This is a genomic window from Micromonospora sp. LOL_023 (genome assembly GCF_048060115.1).
In the GTDB taxonomy this organism is placed as follows: Bacteria; Actinomycetota; Actinomycetes; order Mycobacteriales; family Micromonosporaceae; genus Micromonospora_E.
On record NZ_JBHMIM010000038.1, the window covers coordinates 24,802 to 41,546 of the forward strand.

The 16,745-nt window shown below is 69.8% G+C and carries 20 protein-coding genes and 1 riboswitch; of the genes, 6 read left to right on the forward strand and 14 right to left on the reverse strand.

Annotated features, from left to right (window positions below):
• Positions 1-204: 204 nt before the first annotated feature.
• Entirely contained in the window at positions 205-405 is a 201-nt protein-coding gene (locus ACFHVL_RS20155; protein WP_416629849.1) for a DUF5999 family protein, read from the forward strand.
• A 109-nt stretch (positions 406-514) separates the two neighbouring features.
• On the opposite strand, the gene gcvP is transcribed toward ACFHVL_RS20155, so the two are convergent.
• The 11 genes from gcvP to ACFHVL_RS20210 form a co-directional block, all read right to left on the reverse strand.
• Positions 515-3,349 carry an aminomethyl-transferring glycine dehydrogenase gene (gcvP, locus tag ACFHVL_RS20160; protein ID WP_416629787.1) on the reverse strand — a complete coding sequence of 945 codons (2,835 nt, stop codon included), beginning with the start codon at positions 3,347-3,349 and terminating at the stop codon, positions 515-517.
• Between the two features lie 68 nt (positions 3,350-3,417).
• A riboswitch (glycine riboswitch) is annotated at positions 3,418-3,514 on the reverse strand.
• A gap of 93 nt (positions 3,515-3,607) precedes the next feature.
• Positions 3,608-4,174: a MerR family transcriptional regulator gene (locus ACFHVL_RS20165; protein WP_416629788.1), complete on the reverse strand. Its 567-nt coding sequence runs from the start codon at positions 4,172-4,174 to the stop codon at positions 3,608-3,610.
• A 170-nt stretch (positions 4,175-4,344) separates the two neighbouring features.
• Positions 4,345-4,809: a bifunctional nuclease family protein gene (locus tag ACFHVL_RS20170; RefSeq protein WP_326553583.1), complete on the reverse strand. Its 465-nt coding sequence runs from the start codon at positions 4,807-4,809 to the stop codon at positions 4,345-4,347.
• Positions 4,810-4,901: 92 nt separating this feature from the next.
• Entirely contained in the window at positions 4,902-5,621 is a 720-nt protein-coding gene (locus ACFHVL_RS20175) for a MerR family transcriptional regulator (RefSeq protein WP_416629850.1), read from the reverse strand.
• Positions 5,622-5,745: 124 nt separating this feature from the next.
• The gene (locus tag ACFHVL_RS20180) at positions 5,746-6,198 is read right to left on the reverse strand and encodes an FHA domain-containing protein (protein ID WP_282227311.1); all 453 of its coding nucleotides are present in this window, start codon (positions 6,196-6,198) and stop codon (positions 5,746-5,748) included.
• 218 nt (positions 6,199-6,416) lie between these two features.
• On the reverse strand, positions 6,417-6,797 hold the full coding sequence (gene gcvH, locus ACFHVL_RS20185; RefSeq protein WP_416629790.1) for a glycine cleavage system protein GcvH: 381 nt from the start codon (positions 6,795-6,797) through the stop codon (positions 6,417-6,419).
• Between the two features lie 60 nt (positions 6,798-6,857).
• Complete coding sequence (locus ACFHVL_RS20190) at positions 6,858-7,721, reverse strand: DUF881 domain-containing protein (protein ID WP_416629791.1); 864 nt, start codon at positions 7,719-7,721, stop codon at positions 6,858-6,860.
• Between the two features lie 9 nt (positions 7,722-7,730).
• Positions 7,731-8,063, reverse strand: a complete 333-nt coding sequence (locus ACFHVL_RS20195) for a small basic family protein (protein WP_416629792.1) — start codon at positions 8,061-8,063, stop codon at positions 7,731-7,733.
• Positions 8,060-8,950: a DUF881 domain-containing protein gene (locus tag ACFHVL_RS20200; protein WP_416629793.1), complete on the reverse strand. Its 891-nt coding sequence runs from the start codon at positions 8,948-8,950 to the stop codon at positions 8,060-8,062. The genes ACFHVL_RS20195 and ACFHVL_RS20200 overlap by 4 nt, the downstream gene beginning before the upstream one ends.
• Entirely contained in the window at positions 8,947-9,546 is a 600-nt protein-coding gene (locus ACFHVL_RS20205; RefSeq protein ID WP_416629794.1) for a CDP-alcohol phosphatidyltransferase family protein, read from the reverse strand. The genes ACFHVL_RS20200 and ACFHVL_RS20205 overlap by 4 nt, the downstream gene beginning before the upstream one ends.
• Positions 9,547-9,709: 163 nt before the next feature.
• Positions 9,710-10,114: a hypothetical protein gene (locus tag ACFHVL_RS20210; protein WP_416629795.1), complete on the reverse strand. Its 405-nt coding sequence runs from the start codon at positions 10,112-10,114 to the stop codon at positions 9,710-9,712.
• Between the two features lie 123 nt (positions 10,115-10,237).
• Here ACFHVL_RS20210 and ACFHVL_RS20215 point away from each other — a divergent pair, with 123 nt between their 5' ends.
• Entirely contained in the window at positions 10,238-10,753 is a 516-nt protein-coding gene (locus tag ACFHVL_RS20215; protein WP_416629796.1) for a hypothetical protein, read from the forward strand.
• Positions 10,754-11,197: 444 nt separating this feature from the next.
• Positions 11,198-12,910 (forward strand): copper resistance CopC/CopD family protein, encoded by a 1,713-nt coding sequence (locus tag ACFHVL_RS20220; protein WP_416629798.1) that lies wholly within the window; start codon positions 11,198-11,200, stop codon positions 12,908-12,910.
• Between the two features lie 12 nt (positions 12,911-12,922).
• On the opposite strand, the gene ACFHVL_RS20225 is transcribed toward ACFHVL_RS20220, so the two are convergent.
• Both ACFHVL_RS20225 and ACFHVL_RS20230 read right to left on the reverse strand, forming a co-directional pair.
• Positions 12,923-13,750, reverse strand: coding sequence for a DUF1775 domain-containing protein (locus ACFHVL_RS20225; protein ID WP_416629799.1), 828 nt, complete (start codon positions 13,748-13,750; stop codon positions 12,923-12,925).
• A gap of 52 nt (positions 13,751-13,802) precedes the next feature.
• Positions 13,803-14,345, reverse strand: coding sequence for an MSMEG_6728 family protein (locus ACFHVL_RS20230; protein WP_416629801.1), 543 nt, complete (start codon positions 14,343-14,345; stop codon positions 13,803-13,805).
• A gap of 173 nt (positions 14,346-14,518) precedes the next feature.
• Between ACFHVL_RS20230 and ACFHVL_RS20235 the strand changes: the two genes are divergently transcribed.
• The 3 genes from ACFHVL_RS20235 (at position 14,519) to ACFHVL_RS20245 (ending at position 15,973) form a co-directional block, all read left to right on the forward strand.
• Positions 14,519-15,184, forward strand: a complete 666-nt coding sequence (locus ACFHVL_RS20235) for a DUF4142 domain-containing protein (protein ID WP_416629802.1) — start codon at positions 14,519-14,521, stop codon at positions 15,182-15,184.
• A gap of 93 nt (positions 15,185-15,277) precedes the next feature.
• A complete protein-coding gene (locus tag ACFHVL_RS20240) occupies positions 15,278-15,451 on the forward strand; it encodes a hypothetical protein (protein ID WP_416629803.1) in 174 nt (57 codons plus the stop codon).
• 177 nt (positions 15,452-15,628) lie between these two features.
• A complete protein-coding gene (locus tag ACFHVL_RS20245; RefSeq protein WP_416629804.1) occupies positions 15,629-15,973 on the forward strand; it encodes an STAS domain-containing protein in 345 nt (114 codons plus the stop codon).
• Between the two features lie 9 nt (positions 15,974-15,982).
• Here ACFHVL_RS20245 and ACFHVL_RS20250 read toward each other — a convergent pair whose 3' ends face one another.
• Complete coding sequence (locus tag ACFHVL_RS20250; protein ID WP_326553569.1) at positions 15,983-16,531, reverse strand: hypothetical protein; 549 nt, start codon at positions 16,529-16,531, stop codon at positions 15,983-15,985.
• Positions 16,532-16,745: the final 214 nt, after the last annotated feature.

Below are 16,745 nucleotides of genomic sequence, written 5' to 3' on the forward strand. Positions count from 1 at the left end.
GGGTGGGGCGGGGTCGGTGGTGGCGTGCCGGTCGTAGACTCATGGGAGCGTTTCCACGCCGACCGGTTGGTTGTGCCTCGGCCGAAGGGGGGATTCTTCGGTCCGAAAGCCGTTTCCTGCTCGGAAGGGTGTCGCTCGGCTTGGTAACGTTCATCACTGGTCATGTGAACCATGACACAGCACCCCCACAGTCCGGAGATCCCGATGTGCCAGCACCAACCACACTGTCCGACGGCTGACGCCACCGACAGGGAAGCGGCCCGCGTGATCGCCTGCTTCCCTGAGCAGGGCTGGAGCCTGCTCTGCAACGGTGTCATCGTCTTCGAGGACACCGGCGAGTTGCTCCCCGACGGCAGCAGCGTCGCCCCGCACCGCGGCCCGGCCCGGCACGCCCTCGCTGCCTGACCCGGCACCGCGGTCCGCAGGCTCACCGTCGAGCCGACTCTCCCTGTACCGGCACCGGCCGGCGACAAAGCCGCCCGGTGCCCCGACGCGCCCGCCGGCCCACGCCCGGTCAGTCGGCGTACTCCCCCACCGGTGGGCACGCGCACACCAGATTGCGGTCCCCGTACGCGCTGTCGACCCGACGCACCGGCGGCCAGTACTTGCCGCCAGCGGGCCGGCCCGCCGGGAACGCCGCCACCGAACGCGGATACGGCAACGACCACTCGTCCCCGGTAACCAGCGCCGCCGTGTGCGGCGCCTGCCGCAGCGGGCTGTCCGCCACCGGCCACACGCCCCGTGCGACCTGGTCGACCTCCTCCCGGATCGCGATCATCGCCGTGCAGAACCGGTCGATTTCCGCCAGGTCCTCGCTCTCGGTCGGTTCCACCATCAACGTGCCCGACACCGGAAACGACATCGTGGGCGCGTGGAACCCGTAGTCGATCAGCCGCTTCGCCACGTCCTCCACCGTCACCCCGGTCGCCCTGGTCAACGGCCGCAGGTCCAGCACACACTCGTGCGCCACCAGGCCCTTGTTGCCGGAGTACAGCACCGGATAGAACGGCCGCAGCCGGGCGGCCACATAGTTGGCCGCCAACACCGCCGCGCCGGTCGCCCGCACCAGCCCGTCAGCACCCATCAACCGCAGATACGCCCACGGGATCGGCAGAATCCCCGCCGACCCGTACCGGGCCGCCGAGATCACCGGCCCGTCGCCGCCAGCCACCGGGTCCGCCGGCAGGAACGGCGCCAGATGCTCCCGCACCGCCACCGGCCCCACCCCCGGGCCCCCGCCGCCATGCGGAATGCAGAACGTCTTGTGCAGGTTCAGATGCGACACGTCGGCGCCGAAACGACCAGGCCGGGCATAGCCGAGCAACGCGTTCAGGTTCGCCCCGTCGACGTACACCTGACCGCCGGCGTCGTGCACCCGGGCACACAGATCCGCGATGCCGTCCTCGTACACCCCGTGCGTCGACGGATAAGTGACCATCATTGCCGCGAGGGCGTCGCGGTGCACGTCGATCAGCCGCTGGGCGTCGGCCACGTCGACGTTGCCGTCAACGTCGCAGCCGACCACCACCACCCGCATCCCCGCCATCACCGCGCTCGCCGCGTTCGTGCCATGCGCCGACGACGGAATCAGACACACGTCGCGGCCGGCCTGCCCACGTGACCGGTGGAAACCCCGTATCGCCAGCAGACCGGCCAACTCGCCCTGGGAACCCGCGTTGGGTTGCACACTGACCGCGTCGTAGCCGGTCACCTCCGCCAGCCAGCCTTCCAGCTGCCCGATCAGCTCCCGGTAGCCGGCGGTCTGCGCGGCCGGCGCCAACGGATGCACATCGGCGAACTCCGGCCAGCTGACCGGCTCCATCTGCACCGCCGCGTTCAACTTCATCGTGCACGACCCCAACGGGATCATGCCGCGGTCCAGAGCGTAGTCGGAATCGGCGAGCCGACGCAGATACCGCAGCATCGCCGTCTCACTGCGGTAGGAGTGGAAAACCTCGTGGCTCAGGATCTCATCGGTACGCCGCAACCCGGCCGGTATCACCCGCGGCACGTCACCGGCGAACGCCGCCACCCCGAACGCCGCCCACACCGCCGCCAGATGCTCCCCCGTCGTCGTCTCGTCGCACGCCACCGCGACCGTGTCGGCGTCCACCAACCGCAGGTTGACACCGCCGCGAGCCGCGTCGGCCACCACCTGCCCGGCACCACCGGGAACCGTCGCCGTCACCGTGTCGAACAGCGGCCCGTCGGCCACCCGTACCCCGCCGGCGGCGAGCCCGGCCCGCAACCTGGCCGCCGCCGCATGCGTCCGCTGCGCGATCGCCCGCAGCCCCTGCGGCCCGTGGTACACCGCGTACATGGCGGCCATCACCGCCAACAGCACCTGCGCGGTGCAGATGTTGCTGGTCGCCTTCTCCCGACGGATGTGCTGCTCCCGGGTCTGCAACGCCAACCGGTACGCGCGGTCGCCGGCCGTGTCCCGTGACGCCCCGACCAGCCGGCCCGGCAGCATCCGCTCCAACCCGGCCCGCACCGCCAGGTATCCCGCGTGTGGCCCGCCGAAACCCATCGGCACCCCGAACCGCTGCGTCGTTCCGACCGCCACATCGGCGCCGATCGCACCCGGCGCCCGCAGCAGGGTCAACGCCAACAGGTCGGCGGCCACCGTCACCACCGCGCCGACCGCATGCGCCGCCGCCACCACCGCCGTGTCGTCACGCAGCCGCCCCGACGCGCCCGGGAACTGCAGGTGCGCCCCGAAGAACTCCGCTGGCAGGTCGTCGGTGACGTCACACACCTGCACATCGATACCGAGCGGCTGCGCCCGGGTCCGCAGCACCGCGACCGTCTGCGGCAACGCGTCAGCGTCCACCACGTACACGTCACTGCCCGACTTCGACACCCGCCGCGCCAAGGTCATCGCCTCCGCCGCGGCCGTCGCCTCATCCAACATCGACGCGTTCGCCGTGGCCAGTCCGGTCAGATCCGATACCATCGTCTGGAACGTCAGCAACGCCTCCAGCCGGCCCTGGCTGATCTCCGGCTGGTACGGCGTGTACGCCGTGTACCAGGCCGGGTTCTCCAGCACGTTGCGGCGGATCACCGCCGGTGTGTGCGTGCTGTGATAGCCCAGGCCGATCATCGACACCGCGGACACGTTACGCGACGCCAACCGCCGCAACGCCGCCGTCACCTGCGGTTCACTGGCCGGCACCGGCAGATCCAACCGGTCCCGCAACCGGATGACCTCAGGGATCGCCGCGTCCATCAGATCGTCGACGCTGGCGTAACCGACCACCTCGAGCATCCGCCGCTGCGCGGCCGGATCAGCACCGATGTGACGATCAGCGAACGTGGCGTCGGCAGACGCAGAAACAGAGGTATCCACCAGGCGGCTCCCGGGGTGAGGTCGGCAGGCAACCTCCCCCTCTGTCGGCACCGCTGCCTCCAGAGTCGCCAACCCGTGTGGTCCTTCTGCCTGAGAGGTTCCGGGGAGGATTTGCCCCTTCGGCGCCGCCCACGAACAACAGGCGATCTCTCCCACACGGATACGTGGCGTCCCCTACGCTACCGGCTGCGCGGCCCCGCTGCGCCGGTGACGTCGATCACCGAGGTGCAGCGGCCACTGATACCGGGTCGGGCGCCGTCAGCCGGCCCGCCGCCGGGCCCGGCGCGCCGCCAACTCGTCACCGGCGACCATCGGCGACGCGTCAGGCTCGGTCACCACGGCCGGCTCCGCCGGCAGCTGCGACAACGAACCCTGGATCTCCTTGAACGCCCCACCGATCGCGATACCGAACACGCCCTGACCGCCTTGCAGAAGGTCGACGACCTCCTCCGGTGAACGGCACTCGTACACCGTCGTCCCATCGGAGATCAACGTGATTCCCGCGAGATCAGCCACCCCCCGCGACCGCAACGTCTCGATCGCTCTACGGATGTTCTGCAACGACACCCCGGCGTCCAACAGACGTTTGACCACCTTCAACACGACCAGATCGCGGAACGAGTACAGCCGCGCAGACCCCGAACCCGCGGCGTCGCGCACACTCGGCACCACCAGCGCCGTCCGCGCCCAGTAGTCCAACTGCCGGTAGCTGATCCCCACCGCATGGCACGCAGTCACCCCGCGGTAGCCGACCAGATCCTCCTCGGCGGCGACACCGTCCACATGATCGGACGAACCGGGCTCTGGATCATGCTGTGCGGGCATAACGGAAACCTCCCCGTCAGGCGGCCCACACCCCGGACAGAACGTGAGCCAATCGACAAGGCCAGCCTAACGCCAGCTGGGAGTCACACCGGGCAACCCGGTCCACGACACGCCGCGAGCAGGTGGCCACGCCACACGTACGCGCGTGGTCATCCGCCGGACCGCGCCGGTCAACCCGCGAAATCCTCCGGCCGTACCTGATCCAGGAACTCCCGGAACTTCTCGACCTCGTCCTCCTGCTCATCGGGAATGACGATGCCCGCCTCAGAGAGCACCTGCTCAGCACAACGAATCGGAGCGCCTACACGCAACGCCAACGCGATCGAATCACTGGGCCGCGCCGACACCCGCACACTGTCACCAATGAGTAGATCCGCGTAGAAGACATTGTCCTTCAACTCGGTGATCTCCACCGCCCGCAGCGGAGCCTGCAACGCCGCCAGAATGTCGCGCAACAGATCATGCGTCAACGGACGGGCCGGCTTGACGCCCTGCTGCTCGTACGCGATAGCCGTGGCCTCCACCGCACCGATCCAAATCGGCAGATAACGGTCCCCGTCAACCTCGCGCAGCAGCACGATCGGCTGGTTGGTGGGCAACTCCACCCGCACCCCGACCACGCTCAGCTCACGCACCGCCGCCTCCGTGTCGTCGTCACCAAACCCGCTCCGGCCTTCCCTGCACGGTACACGGACCACCACGCAGCCGTCCGGTCACGCCAACCACCTCACCGGCCGAGCGTCCCCCGCAACCCTGTCCGCACCAACGCCGCATGCAACCGCTGCGACAGACCGATCAACTCCCGCGCCGTCTCCGCCGCCCGCGCCCGCGCCGCCGGATCCCGCTGCCGCACCAACGGCGCCACCAACTGCGCGAACAACCCGACATCCCGATCCGCCGCAGCCCGAACCGCCCGCAGATGACGCACCTCGAGCCCGTGATCCAGCAGCCCCGCCACCGCGGCGGCGATCACCAACGCGTCCGAGTCGTACCAACCCGGGGCCACCGCCACCACCAGGCCAAGCCGCTCCACCTCGGCCAACGTCGACGATTCGAGACCACTACCCGCCAACAGATCCGACCGACTCAACCGGACCTGCTGCGCATGATCCGGCTGATCCGGCTGATCCGACACCGTGGAACGCCCCGGCACCTCACCGGACGGACCAACCGCGACCAACGCCGGCCGCGGCCAGCCCGCACCGGCAGCCGCCTCCGCGTCCCGCCGCGCCAACTGCTCCCGGATCACCCGCAGCGGAAGGTACTGGTCCCGCTGCGCCGTCAACACGAACCGCAGCCGGTCCACATCCTCCCGGCTGTACTTGCGGTAACCCGACGGTGTCCGCTCCGGCTCCACCAGGCCCTCGGCCTCCAGGAACCGCAACTTGGAGATAGTGGTATCCGGAAAATCCGGACGCAGCTGCGCCAACACCTCGCCGATGCTCAGCAACGGCGCCGCAGGCACACCCTGACGGGCCGCCGCCTGATCACTCACCACGACACCCCCGGCTCACCCGCCGACGTCAGCCACGCACCCGTGCACGACAACCCCGCACACGTGCCCCTAGGCGTCAGCCGCGGCCGACCTCCTCGTCCGGCCGCGGACCGGCGATGAAGACCAGCCGGAACTTACCGATCTGGACCTCGTCACCGTTGCTCAGGGTCGCCGCCTCCACCCGCTCCCGATTGACATAGGTGCCGTTCAGGCTACCCACATCGCGCACGGTGAAGGTACCGCCGTCACGGTGGAACTCCGCATGACGCCGCGACACCGTCACGTCATCCAGGAAGATGTCACTGTCCGGATGCCGGCCACTGGTCGTCACATCATGATCGAGCAAGAACCGGGCCCCCGCGTTCGGGCCCCGCCGCACGACCAGCAACGCCATCCCCGGCGGCAACGAACCCGACATACGGCTCGGCACCACATCGGCGTCCGGCCCCTCCAACACTTCGTCGAGCGAACCGAGATTCAACGTCGACGTGACGTCGAGTGGGGGGAACTCGTCGTCTGGGCGCGTCATGGACCACCTCACGGATCTGTTCGGTTGGCGCTGGGTGTGTCGGGCAAGCCACCAACCCTTGATGGATCGCAAGGTACAAGCTCCCCCGTGCCTGGACGGCAATTTCCGCAACACTCAACTGTTGTTGGCTTCTCGGTCGACTGGGCGAGCCTAGCCAGCGCCGAAAACTAGGGTCAACAAGACTCGCGGGCACACGATACAACGCGCCCCGACACCGGTCAGCGCTCGGTGAGCTCACGGTACGCCGCGGCGTCGAGCAACCCGCCCAACGCCGCCGGATCCGCCAGCTCCAACTGCACCAACCAACCCGCCCCGTACGGATCAGAATTGACCGTCTCCGGCGCGTCCACCAGCGCGTCGTTACGCGCCACCACCCTGCCGCCGAGCGGCGCGTAGATCTCCGACACACTCTTCGTCGACTCGATCTCGCCACACGGCTCACCAGCCGTCACCACGGCCCCGACCTCAGGCAACTCGACGAACACGATGTCGCCCAACGCATCCTGCGCGAAGTAGGTGACGCCGACCCGCACCGATCCGGTCGCGTCGCCTGCCACCCACTCATGCTCCGCGGTATACCGCAGATCCTCTGGAATCACGGCCGGTCCTTCGATCCTGTGCACGACTGACAAACCCCACCAGGCGGGGCACCCGTCCGGTCAGGAGACCGGACGCGCGTAACGCAACTGCATCGGCTCGCTCAGGGCCGACACGTCGACCACGTCGAGCTCCTCTACGATCACCGTACCGCCGTCACCTGACACCGACGCGACCACCCCACCCGGAATGTTCAACGCGGTCCGCATCGTCGACGCGTCACCGATCACCAACACCTCGTAGGGGCCGGTCAACCGCAGGCCACCCACATCGACCCCGCCATCGGCATCGAGGAAATAGGTACCCGCCACGATCCGCACCGCCCGGCCGTCGCCCCCGCTGATCTGCATCGCCTCAGCACCCGCCCCACGCAACTCCTGCACGGCGTCGAGCAGATCCGACGACCGCAACGGCTTGCCACCCGCCACGAACCGCAACCGCAACCCCGGCCCCTGCGCCGGCAGACCACCGCCCAGCACACCCAGCTCGTCCGCCCGCCGGGACGCCTCCGCCAACGCCGCCGCCCGGCCCTCAGCGCCCGACGTCAGCTGCCGCTGGCTCTCCTCCAACTCCGCAATCTCCAACCGCAACCGATCCTCACGGGCCTCCAGATCCGACAGGATCCGTACGAGATCCTCCTGACGGGCGACGCTCAACGCCGGATCGGTCGAGTTGCTCCGCACCTGCACCACCAGGGTGAACCCCAGCAGCACCAACAGGGCCACGATGATCAACGCCGCCGGCGACATCGCCGTCCGGGACACACCCCGTGCACCCGTACCATCACCGGCCGGCCGCGGCCCGCCGACATCCGCCCCGCCACCCGGCACCACGTCCACCGGCGAAGCGACACCCTCCGTCACCGACGACGAAGACGGCTCCGGCTCCTGCGGCCAACCGGTACCGGTCTGCCTGCGCTGCGTCATACCCCCGCCTCAGGCCCGGAACAGATGCCGACGAATCGCCGCGACATTGCCGAAGATCCGCACGCCGAGCACGACCACCACACCGGTGGACAACTGCCCGCCCACCCCCAACTGGTCACCGAGGTACACGATCAGGCCTGCCACCAGCACATTCGAGACGAACGAGATGACGAACTGCTTGTCGTCGAAGATCCCGTCCAACTTGGCCCGCACCCCGCCGAACACCGCGTCCAGCGCCGCCACCACGGCGATCGGCAGATACGGCTGCAGCACCGCCGGCACCACCGGGTCGAAATAGACCCCCAGCAGCATCCCGGCGAGCAACGCCACCACGGCGATCATCGAGTCCCTCCCGAGGCAGTCACGGACGGATCGGACGACGACGGCGCGCGGGCGTACCGCAGCTGCGGGTCCCCCGCCGCCGGCAACAACAGATCATCAGCTGAACGCACATCGAAGGACAACCCGTGGTCGGCCGACACCAACCGCAGCAGCGCCGCCGCCTGGCTCGCGTCGAAGTCCTCGGCCAACTGCCGCGGCCCGACAGCCGACACCTCGTACGGACCGGTCACCGGACGGAAGTCCACCAGGATCGCACTACCCGCCGCCCGGATCGTCGACGTCCCCGTCAATCGCTGACCATTGATCGCCACGGCCTCCGCGCCGACGCTCCACAGCGCGTTCGCCACCGCCTGCAGATCCCGGTCCAGAACCCGGCCGAGTTCGTTGACGGTACTGGCCCCCGACACCGGATCCACCGACTCGGCGGCGTCCGCCAACCGCACGACCACCCCGTCGCCGCTGACCCGGGCCAGCCCCGTCGCCGCCTCCAGATCACGCAGATCCGCAGCCTGCGCCCCTTCCAGTACCGCGTCGCGCTGACGTGCCACCTCGTCACGCAATGCCTCGGCTCGACCCTGTAGTTCGTCCGTCTCCGCCTGTCGCTGGGTGACCTGGGCCACCAGACCGGCCCGGGCCTGTGAACGGCTCGGCTCCTCCGCCACCGTCTTCTGGTAGGCCAGCACGAGAAGCAGGCCGACCGCCGCCATCGACAGGGCCATCAGCGTCCGCGAGGCCAGCAGCCGCCAGCCCTGAGGTGGGCCCACCTCCGATCGGCGCCGCGCCGCATCGGCATAGCCGGGATCGAGCGGAGCCCGAAACAGCTCCGTCAGGAAGTCGGGTGCGTAGCCACGATTCGGCCCGGACCCACCCCGGTCCCTCTCGCTCATGCCCCGTCCGCTCCCATCACCCGACTCGTCCGTACCAACGCGCCGGTCTGCCGTACGTAGAGCAGGCCGGCCAGCCAGTACAGGACCAGCCCCCACCAGGCCAGCGCCCACCCGATCGCAGCAGCAGTGGACGCCGCCGCCGAAAAGCCGAGAACGGCAGAGAGTAGCAGAATTGGGAAAGCCGCCAACAACACGAAAGTGGCCGTCTTGCCTACATAGTGCACCTGCGGCGGGCCGTAGCCAAACCGTCGCAGCACCAGCAGACAACCCGCCAGCAGCACCTCCCGGCTCAACAGCGCCACCGTGAACTGCCACGGCATCACCCCGCGCACCGTGAACGCCACCAGCGTGGCCAGGATGTACAGACGATCGGCCAACGGATCGAGCAGCTCACCCAGCCGGGAAACCTGCCGCAACCGTCGGGCGACGAAACCGTCGACCCAGTCACTCGTACCGCCGACGGCCAGCACCACCAGGGCCGCGACGTCCGCGTGATGCACCAGAAAAAGGTACAAAAACAGCGGAACGCCCAGCAAGCGAATAAAACTGATCAGATTCGGAACGGTGCCGACGCGGGACATCACATCAGCCCGCATCGACGCGGACTGCGCAGACGACCGCGACCGCGACACCGACACTCCCTCTCCCCCGCCCAGACACCCTGCCCCGCCGGGAGCGGACACACCACAGCGGCGGTGAGCGGGCCGGCAGTCCCCCAAGGGTCCCTGTCACCTGGCGAGCGCCACTATAACGCGGCACTCACACTCCGCCTGCCGACTCACCGCCGCCGTCGGCCCCGGCCACCGACATCAGTCGCCGCCGCATGAACGACTGCCAGTAGCCGACCATCCGACCCACCCCGTCCACCGCGCCCACCACCTCGACCAACCACCGCACCTGCTCCGGATTCCACAGTCCGTCACTGACCAGCCACCCCTGACCACCGAGCTCGTTGAGCACCTCCAACCGTCGACCAGCCAGCACCGCACACCGATGCCCCGCCCCGTCGGCCACCACCGTCACCGTCGGTCCGGCCGACTGCTGCCCGGAACCCTCCACCGGTGCGAGCGTCTGCACGAAGTACAGGTACCCGTACTCCCACCGCTCCCCCGTGGGCGTCCCCACCCCGGCCGGCGGTGCCACCGCATGTCCATCCTCAGCCATCCGGTGCGGGCTTCCCCAAGCACACGGCCCGCAAACCTCCACGAACGCCGGCACCTCGCACACCGGGCCCGATACCCGCGACCTGCGACCCCTTGCCGCGAAAGCACAGTCGATCATGCTTGGATGGTGGGCATGCCGGCCCACCTCGAACCACCCGCCCGGCGCGGCCGACCAGCGAACGCCCCACGCACCCGCTGGTGTCCCGTCAGTGACCTGAGCCCACTGGCGCGGGCACTGCTCAGCGACGATCTCGGCGGCCGGGACGTGGTGCCGCAGCATGTCGCCGACCGGGTAAAGGCAGAAGCCGACGAGTGGGCCAGCCATGGCTTCACCGAGCACACCGTCCGACCCTGGCGTGATCTCCCGCCCGCCGCCGCCGGCCACCTGGCCGGTCACCAGGTCGACCCCAGGGTGCTGGACCTTCCCGTCGACCTCGTCGCGGGAAGCCCGCCCCTGCCGCTGCGGATCGCTATCGTGACCGGCCGGCTACCCGCCGACCGGGCCTACGAGCTCCTCGTTCTCACCGGCGAGCACGTCCCGAGGTCGAAACCGGGAGCGGCACCGGACCAGCAGCCAGCAGCCCCCGGTACCTCTCGTCCGGTCATACCGGTGACGTTTTCCCACGCACAGTCCGACTAGTGTCGCGTTTCTGAGTTCATCCGACGGTCGTCCCGCTCGTCATCGAGGATGCGTTCGACCGCCGCCGACGGTACCCAAACCGCCCTTCCCGTCCTGGCAGGTCAGCGCCGTCGTCGTGGAACTTCGGGGTCACGACGGTTCCGTCATTCTTTGGTCGGCTGCCGGTCGGACCGATCGCCGCTGACACACCCTCTACGCCATCCTAGGATGATAGGTGGACCCGGAACCCGGATCACGGACGGCGTCCGTGGCGCGCCGCATTCGTGCCTCGTTCCGGTGACGGCGTCGCCAGGCTCAGAAACCACCCCGACTTGCCCTGCCGCGTCCGCTCGACCACCATCCATGCCGGCGACCGACCGCGACAACCCGCGGCGACCGCCCATGGCCGCATACTCGTGAAACCCCCGCCCGAGCGCCGGAGTTTCCACCCACTAGGGATCCGATGTGCTGAACCATTCACCTGCCCGCGCCGAACTACCTGAGGTGGGACATGCGGCGACGCGACGACGGATCGGCCAATGGGCACGGCTCGGTCCGGCGGCGGTGATGGTGTTGCTACTGAGTGGCGCGATGGTGCTCGCCGGGCCGGCACAGCCGGCCGCCGCGCACGCCGTCCTGGTCACCGCCGACCCGGCCCCCGGCTCGGTGCTGGGCGGGTCGCCCCGACAGGTCGTGCTGACCTTCAGTGAACCCGTCCGACCGGTCACCGGGCGACTGCAGGTCCTCGCGCCGGACGGGAAACGGATCACCGACGGGACGCCCGAATCCGACGGCAACACCGTCGTCATCCCGATCCGGGTACCCGACCAGCCGCTCGGCACCTACCTCGTCAGCTACCGGATCATCTCGGCCGACAGTCATCCGGTCGGCAGCGGCTACACCTTCTCGGTGGGTGCACCGTCGGCGACGGTGCCGCAGGTCGACAGCGACGGCCAACGCGCGTCGGTCACGGCGGCGGTGCTGGCGACCAAGTACGTCGGCTACCTCGGCGTCGTCTTGGCGCTCGGACCGACGCTGCTGCTGGCGCTGCTGTGGCCGACTCGGGTGTCCCGGCGGCCCGGCGAACTGATGGTCCGCACCGGACTACTGCTGATCGGGGCAGCGGCCGCCGCCGGGCTGTGGGTGCAGGCACCGTACTCCACCGGCAGCCAACTGTGGCAGGTCTCATTTGCTGATCTGCGCGCCGTGCTGACCAGCGAGTACGGACTGGCGCTGCTCGCCCGGCTGGTGATCCTCGCCGCCGTGGCCGCCGCAGTGCCGCCGGTGCTGGCAGGGACGGGCGGCAAGCGGCGAGGGCTGGCCCTGATCGCCCTCGCGCTGGCCGGGCTGAGTACCTGGCCGCTGACCGGACACGCGATGGCCGCACCGGTGCCGCCGGTCAGCATCGTCGCGGACACGGTACATGTCGCGGCGATGGGCGTCTGGATCGGAGGCCTGCTCCTGCTCGGCACGGTGCTGCTCCGCAGAGCCCACCCCCGGGTGCTCGGCCGAATCCTCCCGGCCTGGTCGCGGTGGGCGGCTGTCTCGGTCTGCTGGCTGGTCCTGACTGGCGTGGTCCAGGCATTGATGGAAGCCGGCAACGTGGCGGCGATGATCACCACCGCGTACGGGCGGCTGGTGCTCCTGAAGGTCACCCTGGTGCTGGTGTTGCTGGTCGCCGCCGGGTACGCCAGGCGGCTGGTGAACCGGTGGCCGACGGTCCGGACCCGGCGGCTCGGCGGAACGGTCGGAGTCGAGGTGGCCCTCGCGGCGGTCACGCTCGGGGTCAGCGCCGTATTGGTGCAGACGACTCCGGCCCGCACCGCAGCGGTCGAAGCGCAGGCCCTGGGCCAGGACAGCTTCGCGCAGACGTTGACCAGTTCCCTGTACACGCTGCAGTTCGACATCTACCCGGTCCAGCTGGGCGAGTACAACACCGTGCACGCCTACGTGTACACGCCGGAGGGCGCTCCGGTGCGGGTCGAGGAATGGTCGATGACGACCGCACTGCCGACACAGGAGGTGGAGCCAGTCACCGCTCCGCTGCTGTCCATCGACGACAACCACGCGGCCGGATCGGTGGCCTTTCCGGTACCCGGGGAGTGGGAGGTGCGGTTCACCATCAGGCTGTCCGACATCGACCAGGCCACCGTGACCACGACAGTCACGGTGCGCTGAGCCGGCAGCGGGTCACCGCTCGGTCAGCCGCCACTGCTTCCCGCTGCTCGCCGAGCCGGCCCCGACCAGCGGACCAGGCTCGGCGGCGTCGGCCGGCTCCACCGTCGCGCCTGCCCGGCGGCGGGCCTGCCACCACACCGCCGCGGCGCCCAGCAACGCTCCGCCGGCCAGCCCGGCGAGCAGCAGTCCCATCCCGGTGCCGGCGTTGTCCGCGCTGGCCGCCGCCGGCCCGGACGTACCCTGGTCCCCACTGGCCTGGCCCCCGCCGGAATGGGCACCGTGTCCCGCAGCGGCGGCCGCCGGATCCGCCGCCGACAGAACCAGCGACGGCGCGGGGCGCTGCGCGTCCAGACCGCCCCAGCGGACCTCGGTGCCATCGGAGTAGGCCTGAGTCACGGCGAAGTCGACCCGGTCCGCGTCGGGCAGCGGGCCGACCGACACCGACAGCCGCACCGGCGGGGCGCTCGCCGGTGCGGCTGTCACCCGCTGCCAGACGATGCTCTCGGTCGCCTCGGTCATGACGCCGCCGTGCAGACCGGGCAGCGGCTCGGCGAGCGGCCGGCTCGCGATCCGTGGTGCCCAGTCGTCGACGGACATGGGATAGACCTCGGCGATCGGCAGATCCGCCGGCAGGTCCAACCGGACCTGCGTGGTGTACGCGCCGGGTCGTTCCTCGGGTAGCTGGAAGGTGAGCATGATGCCCGAGCCCCGAGGAGCCTGCGGCGGCTCCAACACGATATCGGCCGCCGCCGCGGGTGCCGCGGCCAGCGTGAGCGCCATCACCGCACCGAACAGCACGGTGCCGACTCGCAGGGCACCCGTGCCCAGACCACTGACCATGTGCCTCGCCTCCCGCGCGACGGCGGCAGTCGCCGCCGAACCTGGTTCACCGCTAGGTGGTTCGGTCGCCTGCGCCGAACGGTTCAATCTGACCACGAACTTTCTTCACCGGTGACGTCGGACCCACCGGTGGCGGCTCCGCGGGTGGGCGCGGCCACACGTACGGCAGTGCCGGCAGGTCGCCGAACCAGCGGCGGTAGTACTCCGGTTGCTTGTGCAGCAGGGCACTGCGGTGGCTCAGATGCAGGTCGGGGCGGCCGAGCCAGGACGGCAGGTCCCCGGCGGCGGCCAGCAGGGCCTGCTCCCGGACCTGGCGCACGCCCCGGGCTGCAGCCAACTCACGACGCAGCGAGCTGGCGACGGTGTCCGCCCGCCCGCCCGAGGTCCAGGCCTGGCAGATGGCCAGGCCGTAGCAGACCAGTGCCTCTTCGTGGCCACGCCACATCAGGACGGCGGGGTGGTGCCGCCAACCGTACCCAGGCACGGTCAGACCGCGCAGCACCTGCAACGCTTCGACCCGCTGTTTGCCCAGCCGCCGGGGATCCAGGACCGCGGCGCAGTCGGCGAAGTCCGGGTACGGCAGAAACGTCTGCATAGACCGCAGGACTACCCGCGGTGGCCGTGCGCATGCGGTCGCCCCGGGGTTAGGCCCGGTGGGCCCGTTGTCACCCGAGGCGGGCGTCGCCGCTCATCCCATCCGCGGGGAATGTCGCTTCCGGCGCCGGGTACCTCCGTGCCCCGACGAGCCCTTGAGCAAGGAGGAGCGAGATGAGAAGGTCCGCAGTCACCCGGCTGGGCCTACTGGCGGCGCTGACCGTCGTCGCGCTGCTGCCGGCGACGGCGCATGCCGCCGCACCATCCGAGCAGGACACCCAGTACCTGCGCACGATCCACCAGGTCAATCTGGCCGCGATCCAGATCGGCCAGCTGGCCGAGGACACACCGGACGCCGACCAGTCGGTGCGGGATCTGGGCGGCCGGATGGTCACCGACCACACCCAGCTCGACGAGGAGGTCCACCGAGTGGCCGGCGAGGTCGACGTGACCCTGCCTGATTCGCCGACCGACGAACAGCAGGACGTCATCTCCAGGCTGGACGGGCTGGACGGCGCCGAGTTCGACGCCGCCTTCGTGGAGAGCCAGCTGGTCGGCTACGCACAGGCCGTCGAGGTCGACAACGCCGAGATCGCACAGGGCTCCGACGAGCGGGTGGTCAGCCTGGCGCAGGAGGCCGGGCCGGTGCTCGACGACCTGTACGCCGCGCTGCAGAACCTGGCGGCCCAACTCGGACTGCCCACCTCGCCGGACCCCACGGTGAGCCCGACCGCATCTGGTGGCGCGACACCGGACCCCGGGACACCTGCGCCGACGGTCAGCCCGACGCTGCCCGCACCGACGGTCAGCCCGCAGACGCCACTGCCTGCACAGAGCTGAGCAGCCGCTGGCGTCGTCCTGGCGGGGTGGACTCGACTCGTTCCACCGCCGCCAGGACGCACCGGCCGTATCGAACGGAGATCGGAGGGGGCCATGGGTACCGACGACGAGGACGGCGGCGGGGACACCGTGGGTGGACCGGACGACAACGTCACGTCCGGCGAGGACGACGGCGGAGCCGTCGAGCCGGCGGCCACCGGCGACACCGACAGTGGCGTCGCGCAGACCGGTGACGAACTCGCCGAGGAACCGACCGAGCCCTGGTGACCTGCTCGCTCACCGTGGTCGGCCTGGTTCCCGCACAGTCCGAAATGGGGCTGGCACAAGGCGCGGACATACCGTAACGTGACGGCTCACGCACCGCACGCATCAGCGTATATGGACTGATGTGGATGACTCGGCTTTCCTCCCCAGCACCCGGCGTCACCCGACCGGAGGCACGACGTGGACTTCGTCATCACCAAGAGCTACCAGGGTCCCACCGTACGACTGGCGCTGCACGGCGAGCTCGACGTCGCGACCGCCGGCGAGGTACGGGACACGGTCACCGCGATCCTGTCCCGGTCGACGCCGGCCAGGATCGTGCTGGATCTCAAACTCGTCAGTTTCATCGACTCGACCGGCATCGGCAGCCTGGTCGCCTGCCACCAGGCGGCGGCGGTCAGTGGGAGCCGACTCGACCTGGAAAATCTCGGCGCGTTCGCCCGACGGCAACTGTGGGCGACCGGTCTGCTCGGCCTGTTCGGGTTCCCGGCGACGTACACGACAGATGAGTCGGTCGCGTACTGAGCGCGCCGGTCAGAGGACCTGGCCGAGTTGGGTGTGGCGGTGCCGCATCTCGCGCTTCGACCAGCGGGTCTCCACCGCCAGCAGATAGCAGGCGGTGACCGGGCCGGGGTGGTAGCTGGTGGCGGCGAAGCCCCACTGCTGCGCCAGGCCCTCCGCCCGGCGGAGCAGGTTGTCCACATCGTGCAGGGTGAACTTCAGTCTCCGTACCGCGGTGCCGATCACGGCGCGACGAACCGGCACCGCCCGTCGGGACTCGATGTCCGCCACGGTGACGGCTTCGCCGAACTCGTAGCGGACGATCCGGCTGACCTCGTCGGCGGTCACCGGTTCCCGGCCGGAGGAGGTGAGGCGGGCGGCGGCGTCAGCGAAACACCGCAGTTCGGTGGGCTGGAAGTCGCTGCGGGCGAGTTGGTCAAGGACCGTGACGAAGGCGCCTTCGACGACGCCGAACAACGCGCTCGAGTCCAGACCCGCGCCTCGGCGCTCGAGGCGGCGGGTGAGCCAGGAATGGCCGAGCACCGCTGCCCGCAGGTGATGTCCTTCAAGCGTGGTCAGCAAACTCGTGCCCTCCCCGGTCGACGTCCGCCCGAGAAAACCCGGCGGACCACTCATACCGAACAGCGATGGGCGATCCGCCGTCCGTCTCTCAAACCCACCCAAACGTTACCTTGAACCAGATATTTGACGGAACCCCTAGGGTCGGCGGGCAACCAACCACTTGGTTGATTAGGCACCGGCGGCCCTGTCCGTCGGACAGCGTAGCGAGATCCAC

Excerpts from the sequence above, each read along its gene's own strand:
- ACFHVL_RS20155 (WP_416629849.1), top strand. The coding sequence starts at position 205 with ATGTGCCAGCACCAACCACACTGTCCGACGGCTGACGCCACCGACAGG.
- ACFHVL_RS20165 (WP_416629788.1), bottom strand. The coding sequence starts at position 4,174 with ATGCCCGCACAGCATGATCCAGAGCCCGGTTCGTCCGATCATGTGGAC.
- ACFHVL_RS20180 (WP_282227311.1), bottom strand. The coding sequence starts at position 6,198 with ATGACGCGCCCAGACGACGAGTTCCCCCCACTCGACGTCACGTCGACG.
- ACFHVL_RS20190 (WP_416629791.1), bottom strand. The coding sequence starts at position 7,721 with ATGACGCAGCGCAGGCAGACCGGTACCGGTTGGCCGCAGGAGCCGGAG.
- ACFHVL_RS20195 (WP_416629792.1), bottom strand. The coding sequence starts at position 8,063 with ATGATCGCCGTGGTGGCGTTGCTCGCCGGGATGCTGCTGGGGGTCTAT.
- ACFHVL_RS20200 (WP_416629793.1), bottom strand. The coding sequence starts at position 8,950 with ATGAGCGAGAGGGACCGGGGTGGGTCCGGGCCGAATCGTGGCTACGCA.
- ACFHVL_RS20205 (WP_416629794.1), bottom strand. The coding sequence starts at position 9,546 with ATGCGGGCTGATGTGATGTCCCGCGTCGGCACCGTTCCGAATCTGATC.
- ACFHVL_RS20210 (WP_416629795.1), bottom strand. The coding sequence starts at position 10,114 with ATGGCTGAGGATGGACATGCGGTGGCACCGCCGGCCGGGGTGGGGACG.
- ACFHVL_RS20215 (WP_416629796.1), top strand. The coding sequence starts at position 10,238 with ATGGTGGGCATGCCGGCCCACCTCGAACCACCCGCCCGGCGCGGCCGA.
- ACFHVL_RS20225 (WP_416629799.1), bottom strand. The coding sequence starts at position 13,750 with ATGGTCAGTGGTCTGGGCACGGGTGCCCTGCGAGTCGGCACCGTGCTG.
- ACFHVL_RS20230 (WP_416629801.1), bottom strand. The coding sequence starts at position 14,345 with ATGCAGACGTTTCTGCCGTACCCGGACTTCGCCGACTGCGCCGCGGTC.
- ACFHVL_RS20235 (WP_416629802.1), top strand. The coding sequence starts at position 14,519 with ATGAGAAGGTCCGCAGTCACCCGGCTGGGCCTACTGGCGGCGCTGACC.
- ACFHVL_RS20240 (WP_416629803.1), top strand. The coding sequence starts at position 15,278 with ATGGGTACCGACGACGAGGACGGCGGCGGGGACACCGTGGGTGGACCG.